Origin of the sequence: Porphyromonas sp. CAG:1061 (assembly GCF_000435035.1) — a bacterium.
Taxonomy (GTDB): domain Bacteria; phylum Bacteroidota; class Bacteroidia; order Bacteroidales; family Porphyromonadaceae; genus Porphyromonas_A; species Porphyromonas_A somerae.
In genome coordinates this window covers 1-8,852 of sequence record NZ_HF988840.1, presented here as the reverse complement: position 1 = coordinate 8,852, position 8,852 = coordinate 1, and the positions used below count along the sequence as shown (strand labels likewise).

9 protein-coding genes are annotated in these 8,852 nt (G+C 49.3%); 3 read left to right on the top strand and 6 right to left on the bottom strand.

Annotation, left to right across the window (positions count from 1 at the left end; genetic code table 11):
- Window positions 1-365: 365 nt before the first annotated feature.
- The 4 genes from QVO39_RS00810 to QVO39_RS00795 form a co-directional block, all read right to left on the bottom strand.
- Entirely contained in the window at window positions 366-1,025 is a 660-nt protein-coding gene (locus QVO39_RS00810; protein WP_021902604.1) for a porin family protein, read from the bottom strand.
- A 205-nt stretch (window positions 1,026-1,230) separates the two neighbouring features.
- On the bottom strand, window positions 1,231-2,313 hold the full coding sequence (locus QVO39_RS00805; protein WP_021902603.1) for a PepSY-associated TM helix domain-containing protein: 1,083 nt from the start codon (window positions 2,311-2,313) through the stop codon (window positions 1,231-1,233).
- Between the two features lie 50 nt (window positions 2,314-2,363).
- Complete coding sequence (prfA, locus tag QVO39_RS00800; RefSeq protein WP_021902602.1) at window positions 2,364-3,452, bottom strand: peptide chain release factor 1; 1,089 nt, start codon at window positions 3,450-3,452, stop codon at window positions 2,364-2,366.
- Window positions 3,453-3,458: 6 nt separating this feature from the next.
- A complete protein-coding gene (locus tag QVO39_RS00795) occupies window positions 3,459-4,628 on the bottom strand; it encodes an AIR synthase related protein (protein WP_288171286.1) in 1,170 nt (389 codons plus the stop codon).
- 143 nt (window positions 4,629-4,771) lie between these two features.
- Between QVO39_RS00795 and QVO39_RS00790 the strand changes: the two genes are divergently transcribed.
- On the top strand, window positions 4,772-6,082 hold the full coding sequence (locus tag QVO39_RS00790) for an L-cysteine desulfidase family protein (RefSeq protein ID WP_021902600.1): 1,311 nt from the start codon (window positions 4,772-4,774) through the stop codon (window positions 6,080-6,082).
- 60 nt (window positions 6,083-6,142) lie between these two features.
- Here QVO39_RS00790 and QVO39_RS00785 read toward each other — a convergent pair whose 3' ends face one another.
- Both QVO39_RS00785 and QVO39_RS00780 read right to left on the bottom strand, forming a co-directional pair.
- Window positions 6,143-6,538 (bottom strand): HIRAN domain-containing protein, encoded by a 396-nt coding sequence (locus tag QVO39_RS00785; RefSeq protein ID WP_021902599.1) that lies wholly within the window; start codon window positions 6,536-6,538, stop codon window positions 6,143-6,145.
- 2 nt (window positions 6,539-6,540) lie between these two features.
- The gene (locus QVO39_RS00780) at window positions 6,541-7,353 is read right to left on the bottom strand and encodes a hypothetical protein (RefSeq protein WP_021902598.1); all 813 of its coding nucleotides are present in this window, start codon (window positions 7,351-7,353) and stop codon (window positions 6,541-6,543) included.
- 113 nt (window positions 7,354-7,466) lie between these two features.
- Between QVO39_RS00780 and QVO39_RS00775 the strand changes: the two genes are divergently transcribed.
- Complete coding sequence (locus QVO39_RS00775) at window positions 7,467-8,246, top strand: dihydroorotate dehydrogenase electron transfer subunit (protein ID WP_021902597.1); 780 nt, start codon at window positions 7,467-7,469, stop codon at window positions 8,244-8,246.
- A gap of 12 nt (window positions 8,247-8,258) precedes the next feature.
- A partial coding sequence (locus QVO39_RS00770) for a beta/alpha barrel domain-containing protein (RefSeq protein ID WP_288171281.1) occupies window positions 8,259-8,852 on the top strand: 594 nt, incomplete at its 3' end.

The window sequence follows — 8,852 nt, the reverse complement described above, 5'->3', positions numbered from 1 at the left end:
ATTCCGCACGCATACGGAATAAGAGGTTGATGTAATAGATTATTAGTCAGAAAACAAATACTTGGAGAGACAATTGCACAAAAGCGATCGGTCGCATGACTATGTCCGACCCACAAGGGGGCGAGTATATACGTGTGCCATTGCTTACCCCCAGTCGTTCGGGGCTCTGCCCCTCCGACCTGTGCCTATTTAACACGGACCTCTCCGAGGTCCTTAACCCACGTGCTCTCCGTTGGATAGGGTCTTGATAGACCCTATCCTACAGTCTTGATATCTGCAGAATAATAGCTCCTATGTAAGTATGAAAAAAGAGAGGTACACCCCATAGGAGTGTACCTCTCTCATTATACAAGAACCTTCTTTTATTAGAAGCGATAACCTGCAGTTACGAAGAATGCACTATTCTTGTTAGTGTCACCAAATTCTTTCTTACCAACAACAGGAATATCAACTGTATAGTTCTTGGTAACATCATACATACCAAACTGTGCACCTACAGAAAGCATTACACGCTGATACTCTAGACCTGCACCTACCTGAAGACCCCAATCAAATGGATTGTATGCGCGGATTGACTTTCCTGCAATAGTAGTCTCCTTAAATGGATTGGACTTGTCCTTATTATCACCAACCTTTGCAGATCCACCAACACCATAAGCTAGGTAAGGACCAGCATTAACAAAGGCATTAAGACCTTCGGTTACACCAAAGCGTAGGTTAGCTAGGATAGGTAGATCGATGTAGTAAAGTGAGTTCTTGATATCCTCCTTATCACCATAAGAGAAGCCCTTCATAGAGAAGTTAAGACCAGGCTGTACGCTGAGCTCCATACCACCGGTATTCAAAACACCGAAGTCTAGGGCTACACCTGCACGAGCACCAGAAGCGATCTTAGAGTCGTTAAAACCACTGATGTTGGCACCTTGATATCCTGCACTCACAATTACACTTGGACGATACTGTGCCATTGCACCGATCGCAAAAACTGTACTAGCAATAGCTGCTAAAATAATCTTCTTCATCATTTACAATTTTCTATGTTATTAAATAGTTACAGTCAAAAGCTAGCTTTTCGTAAGCCTACTCCACTTTCCGACTGTCCTTTCATAGGCAAATGTAGGTATAAATTGTGAAAGAAAGAGAGCAAGCCGCCCTCTTTTAACACAGATTGAAGAGAGATAACTAGCAATTACAATACTTATAGATTAAAAGCCCCCTATTTAAGCCTTCTTAGCACAATTCACGCTTCTTACGAGGGCGGTAAATCCGCTTCCACCATAGATAATAGCCAGTAATAGGTAGTGAAGCGCCTATGATCATTGCCAAAAAAGTGAGCAGACGTGAAAAGGTACCACCCCATCTTCCAAGATGAATAGATGAGATCCAGCCACTCACTTTCTCGTACCTCTCCTTATCGGCATACTTAGTCACCTCCTGTAATTCCCCACTTACAGGGTCAAAGCGGTAATCGTCAGTAGCTCTAGCATTGCCCCAACCTGTTAGCGAAGCCTTCACCACTCCTTTCTGCACTCTCAAAGAAGCATACTTCTCCAATGGGATCTGCTTCACCGCTACACCCCACGCTACATACCCATCTCCAATCTCTTGGATAGAGGCATGAGGTGGCTTCTCAGAAGGCTGAGAGGCACCAAAAAGCTTGTACATAGGCTTTTCAAACCAATCGTAAGTCCAAATAAGACCAGTCACAGCGGAGCCCAGTAGTATTAGAGTAGCGAAAACGCCTAGCACCACGTGAAGGTCGTACCACAGTACCCTTCGCCCACGGCCAAAGCGTATCTTCAGAGAGCGTCCTAACCTACTCCAGCGACTAGGCCACCACAAGACAATACCCGAGATCAAGATGAATACAAAAGCCCAAACAGTAACCCCTACCACCTGCTTACCGACTACTGCTTCCTTTGTGCTATCAAGCATTCGACGGTGAATCAGAGAGACCGTGGTGAAAAAGGCGGAGCGCTCATACGCCCCTAGCACCTCGCCCCGATATAGATCTACATAGATAGTCTTACGATAAGGCGGCGCAATAGCCACCTCATAAGACTTACTGGGGTCGGGATAAATCGTTACTCCCGATATCTTAGCCCCTTCGGGCTGAGTCTCTAGCACCTTTGAGCAAAGCAGGCTCATCTCCATTGGCTCTCCCTCTGGCTTCACATAAACCAACGAGGAGTCACCTCTACGGATAAGGTCTTTCTCTATAATCAAGAGACCACCCGTTAGGCAGATCAACGTAATAAAAACCCCAAATGGCACCGAGAGCCAAAGGTGCACTTTTCGCAAGAATTGTTTCATAAATGATAATATTGTAAAGGTACTAATAGCTCTATTTGGGACAGCCTAGGCTACATCTCTGCAGAAGCTAGATGCTCTGCATTCTCCGCCACGGTAAGCGCATCAATAAACTGCTGAATATCTCCATCCAGTACATCACTCAGTTGGTAGACCGTTAGCCCAATGCGGTGGTCTGTCACCCGCCCTTGAGGGAAGTTGTAGGTACGTATCTTTGCCGAACGATCACCGGTACTTACCAAAGTCTTTCGCTTGGAGGCAATCTCATCGATATACTTCTGATACTCCATATTGTATATACGTGTTCGAAGCTCCTCCATCGCCCGAGCCTTATTTTTCAGCTGCGACCGCTCATCTTGGCTCTGTACCACAATGCCAGTAGGGATATGCGTGAGACGAACTGCCGAATAGGTGGTATTCACTGACTGCCCCCCTGCTCCTGAAGAGCAAAAAGTATCTACGCGGATATCCGACTCCTTCACCTCCACATCAAATTCATCTGCCTGAGGCAATACAGCTACCGTTGCTGCCGAGGTATGCACCCGCCCTTGCGTTTCCGTGGCGGGGACACGCTGCACACGATGCACGCCAGACTCATACTTTAGCTTGCCATAGACTCCATCTCCCTCCACCTTGAAGACAATCTCCTTAAATCCCCCCAACGTACCCTCACTAAATGAGGAGGTACTACACCTCCAGCCTTGGCTTTCGCAGTACTTCACATACATCTTGTAGAGGTCACCCGCGAATAGTGCCGCTTCGTCCCCTCCCGTACCGCCACGTATCTCCACTATTGCATCCTTATCGTCCTCAGGATCCTTAGGAATTAACAGCAACTTAATCTCCTCCTCCATCGTTGGCAGCTGCTCCCGAATCGCCTCGATCTCATCCTCAGCCATGTGCCGTAGCTCATCATCACTTTCCTCGGCAACTATCGTCTGAGCCTCCTCCAAATTGGCGAGAAGCAACCGATACTCGTCGCTCTTCTTCGTCAGGTTCTCCAGCTCCTTATACTCCTTGCTAAGACGCATAAACCGCTTCTGATCACTGATCACACTTGGGTCAGTAATCAAGATCTGAACCTCCTCAAAGCGTTCCTTAAGCCCCTCAGTTCTCGCTAGTATATCAAATTTCTTAGCCATCCCTTTTTAGTGGTATTCAAAATGCCCAAGTGGAGTATCAAGGATCAATTCATTTTGTGCTACCTCCTCCACTCTACCTATCACCTTTGCAGGCACACCAAAGCTTTCAGAGAGCTTTATCAAAGTATTAGTTTCCGACTCTGGCAGGTAAACCTCAAGGCGATGACCCATATTGAATACTTTGTACATCTCCTTCGGTGGCGTCTTACCCTCCCTAGCAATCACCTCAAAGAGTGGAGGGATCGGATGCCACTGATCCTTGATCACTCGCTTCCCTTGCACAAAGTGAAGCACCTTGGTCTGAGCCCCGCCAGTACAGTGCACCATACCGTGGATCGCCCCACGCATCTCCTGAAGCATCTTGGCCACGATAGGTGCATAAGTACGTGTAGGCGAAAGCACCAATTTACCATAGTCTATATCCAAACCCTCCACAGGCTCTGTAAGCGTACGCTTGCCCACATAGACCACCTCATCGGGGAGAGCCCCATCAAAGCTCTCAGGGTATTTTCGTGCCACCTCCTTACCAAATATATCATGCCGCGCAGAGGTGAGCCCATTACTTCCCATTCCTCCATTGTAGCTCTCCTCATAGGTTGCTTGGCCGTAGCTGGCTAGTCCCACGATCACATCCCCGCCCTTGATATTGGCATTATTGATCACATCCGACCGCTTCATCCTACAGCTCACCGTACTGTCCACGATGATGGTACGTACCAAGTCCCCCACATCGGCAGTCTCACCACCAGTCGAGTAAATACCTACACCCAGCCCTCGAAGCTGCTCCAGGAGCTCCTCCGTACCATTGATAATGGCTGCGATTACCTCGCCAGGGATCAGACGCTTATTTCGTCCGATAGTGCTAGAAACCAATATATTATCCACCGCTCCCACGCAGAGAAGGTCATCAAGATTCATTACCAAGGCATCTTGTGCTATCCCTTTCCATACAGAGAGGTCACCCGTCTCACGCCAATAGGCATAGGCAAGGCTACTCTTAGTCCCCGCCCCATCAGCATGCATCAAGCTACAATAGTTGGGGTCACCGCCCAGCAGGTCGGGCAGAATCTTGCAAAAAGCTTGTGGATAGAGCCCTTTATCGATATTCTTAATAGCGGCATGTACATCCTCCTTATCGGCAGAGACACCCCGCATCTGGTACATTTCTTTATTCATCATCTCATCTCATATATATATACTGTGCAAAGCTACTAAAAAAAGAGTGATAAGGGTAGAAGGGGGTTGCAAAATAGTTGTAAAGAAGGTATCTTTATGCGACGATAACTAAACACCACACAAATACTATTATAGAGACTATTATGGAAAGAGAACTTCAGCTCAATATCATCAAGATGATACACCGAGAGGTGCTCCCAGCAACAGGGTGTACCGAGCCCGTGGCAGTGGCACTTACTGTGGCACACGCCTCAGCCATTCTACCAGGAGAGATTAAGTCTATCACGCTCGACCTAAGTGCCAACATTCTGAAAAACGCTATGGGCGTAGGCATTCCTGGTACTGGTATGATAGGACTACCTATCGCCATAGCACTAGGAGCGGTGATAGCAGCACCCGAAAAAGAGCTCACCGTGCTAGACCACTTCTCGGAGGAGCAGTTTGCCAAAGCCAAGGCACTTATGGAGGCGGGCATCATCACCATCCGCCTAAAAGATGGAGAGGTAGATAAACTCTACATAGAAGCCACCCTACAGGATAGCGAAGGCCATACCGCCATTGCTATTATCGAGAAGAATCATACCGCCCTCAAGAGCCTCACCCTCGATGGTGTAGCACAGCAGGGACAGGGTAGCCACTCAGGTCAAGAGGACGAGGGCACCACACAGCTCTACGAAGGTCCCGAAGTACCGCTCACATTCGACCTAGTCTACCGATTTGCCACAGAGATGCCACTTGAGGAGATCCGATTTATAGAGGAGGCCGCAAGGCTCAATAAGCAAGCATCTCAGTACTCACTAAAGGGTCAGTATGGTCACTCCGTAGGCCGTATGATCAAAGGAGAATTGGGGCTAAAATACCTAGGAGACACCGCCTACACTCGTCTCCTTGCTAGCACCAGTGCCGCCTGTGATGCCCGAATGGATGGAGCTCCTGTAACCGTGATGAGCAATTCGGGAAGTGGCAATCAAGGGATTACGGCCACGATGCCAGTGCTTACCTTTGCTGAAGAAGAGGGCGTGAGTGAAGAAAAGAGGATTCGTGCATTGATGCTCAGCAACCTTATGGTCATCTACATCAAGCAGAAGCTAGGTCGCCTCTCCGCCCTTTGTGGCTGTGTAGTTGCCTCCACAGGCAGTGCATGTGGCATCACCTACTTGATGGGTGGGACTAAGGAGCAGATTGGCTTTGCCGTGAAAAATATGGTCGGAAACCTCACAGGTATGATCTGCGACGGAGCCAAACCTAGTTGCAGTCTCAAAGTGACTAGTGGTGTCAGCTCAGCGATGCTCTCCTCCCTCCTTGCCATGGAACACAAAGTGGTCACCAGCAACGAAGGGGTAGTAGATGATGATATCGACAAAAGCATTGACAACCTCACCTCCATCGGCCGCGATGCCATGACCGAAACCGATAAAGAGGTACTCCACATCATGACCCACAAAGGGAAATAACCCCTCCCAAGCAACTAAGTAAGCCCCCTTCTCCAAAGAGAGGGGGGCTTTTTCTTGGCTCTACTCCACCATATAGATCTTAGCCTCGATACGTACCCACTCACCCCGCTCCGTCACCTCCGTCACCTTGGCATAAAACTCCTTACCCGCATCCATCAGACGGGAAATGATAAGGTTGAGCGTCCGAGGCACATATCCAATCTGGTCGGCACCCATAAAGAGAGCGATCGCCTTTTCATCGTAGATATTCTTGGGCCTCCGCACCATCTTTAGTAGTGTGCCAGGAATGATCTGTGCCTTCAGCTCATGGATATTATCCACATGCGTAGTGCCCGCCACGATGATATCTAGTAAAAAGATCTCCCGCTTTGGAAGCCCCAAACTATTGATACCCCCTGTGCCAATCAGGGCAAGAAGCTTGTCATTAAGTGGTGTGATACCGCCTTGATGTGCCATAATCAAAAACCTTGTGATTCATACTCCTCCAAGAGCGTAATGATCTCCTGCATCTTCGCCTTACGATCCTCCAATTGCCGGATCGTCTCCGTCAAGTCCCTTTGTCTTTGCTCCACCCACTGAGGGTCCGCCAGCTCCTTAGCAAAGGTATAAGGGAACGTCTGCCAAAGCTCCTCAATCTTTGCCTTTATCTTAGCAATCCGCCCTTTCAGCTGTTCTATCTCGTACTCTATCCCATTGGTCACATCTATCCCCTCCGTGGGGTGCTTAAAGAGCACCACATTATAGAGGTCCCGAATGCCATCCAGATCCCCTTCCTTATAGAGTTGCGTTCCCCTACGAAATATCTCGATCATCTCCTCCGTTGACTCTGGGTGAAGGTCAGGGTGTACCAACTTCACTATGGTCTGGTAGAGCCTGCGTATCTCCTTACTCTCGTCGGGCGAAAGCTCAGGTGACTTGAGATACTCCTTGGCATAAAAGAGCTTCTCACTCTCCTGCCTCAGCGTTGCATTATACTCCTCCCGCACCCTCTCCAGCTCCTTATCCACACGCTCCACATCGGGCGTCTCGTCTCTATTCACATACTGGCGGAGCAAGCTTTCCCGCATCGAGAGTAGTTTTATCTCCAGCTGTAGCTGCAGCACCTTGTACTGCAACTCCCCCACCGCTTGCAGATACTCCGCCGAAAGCCGAGGACCCACCGTATTAATCAGGTCCTGATGCTCCGTATAGAGTTGCGAAAACTCTAGCGAAAGGAGCTTGTACTCCTCCCGCAATGCACGCTCACGAGGTGACCAATCTATCGTTGTCATAGGTTTATAAGTCCAATAATATCTTTTGTAAATATAGCAATATTCCGCTGGTATAGGAATTTATAGCTACTTTTGCACAGAAAGAGAACTATTTCCTCAAAAAGAGATACCGTATGAGCAAAGAGATATTGGACTTAAAAATGAAACTAGTAGAGCGGGAAGAGTACTCCGACCGCCTCTTTCTAGGACACTTCACACCAGTAGAAGCGGGAGTAAAGCTACCCCACTTCGCCCCAGGACAGTTTGTGCAAGTTTGGGTAAAAGCACCCGATGGGCTACTTCTCCGTCGCCCCATCTCTATCTACGATAGCACAGAGCGAGTGCTGAGCCTACTCATACAGTCCGCTGGTAGAGCCACCCGGCTACTGATGCAGGCACCCATCGGAGCAGAGTACCAGATCCTCTTGCCACTTGGTAATAGCTTTGAGCTACCCCCCGCTGGAAGCCAACCCCTACTAGTGGGCGGAGGCGTAGGTGTAGCCCCAATGTATGCTCTTGGCAAGGCGATGAAGCAACAGGGTATCACTCCCAGCTTTCTTCTCGGAGCTAGGAGCCAAGCCCACTTCTCCAACCTCCACCACTTTGAGGAGCTAGGCACCCTCTACCTCTCCACCGAAGATGGCTCCCTCGGTAGCCAAGGATTCGTGACCGACCACCCTATTCTCCGTGAAGGTCACTTCACTCATATATATATGTGTGGGCCTACCCCCATGATGAAAGCCGTTGCCCATTGGGCAAAGCAACAAGGGCTCCCAGCACAAGCCTCACTCGAGAATAGGATGGCCTGCGGTATCGGCGTATGCCTCTGCTGTGTGGAACCGACTGCAAAGGGACACAAAACCGTCTGCCACGACGGCCCCGTTTTCAACACATCACAATTACTTTGGGAATAAAATAGAGCAGGTATGAAAAGGAATTTAGAGGTACAGATCGGGGAGCTACAACTTAAAAATCCCATCACCACAGCTTCGGGAACCTTTGGGGACGGGCTACTGATGGATAAGATATATGACGTGGGGAAGCTAGGAGCCATCTTCACCAAAGGCACCACCCTAGAGCCAAGAGAAGGCAATGCCCCACAGCGGATGGCCGAGACCCCCTCGGGCATGCTCAATGCGGTAGGACTCCAAAACCTAGGCCTACAGCACTACATCGACCACATCTATCCGGAAGCGATCCAACTAGGCACCGAGATCATTCCCAACGTTAATGGCTCTACCATCGACGATTACATCGCTGTTGCCTCGGCAATGAACGACCTCCCAGGCATCCACGCTATGGAGCTCAATATCTCTTGCCCCAACGTAAAGAATGGCGGAATGGCCTTCGGAGTTTCCGAAAAAGGCATCGCCGAGATTGTCTCGGAGATACGCAAAGTCTACCACCACACCCTCATCGTAAAGCTCTCGCCCAACGTCACCGACATCGCCAAGATGGCGACCATCGCCGAGCAACACGGTGCCGACGCCCTCTCCCTCGTCAATACCTTCCTCGGTATG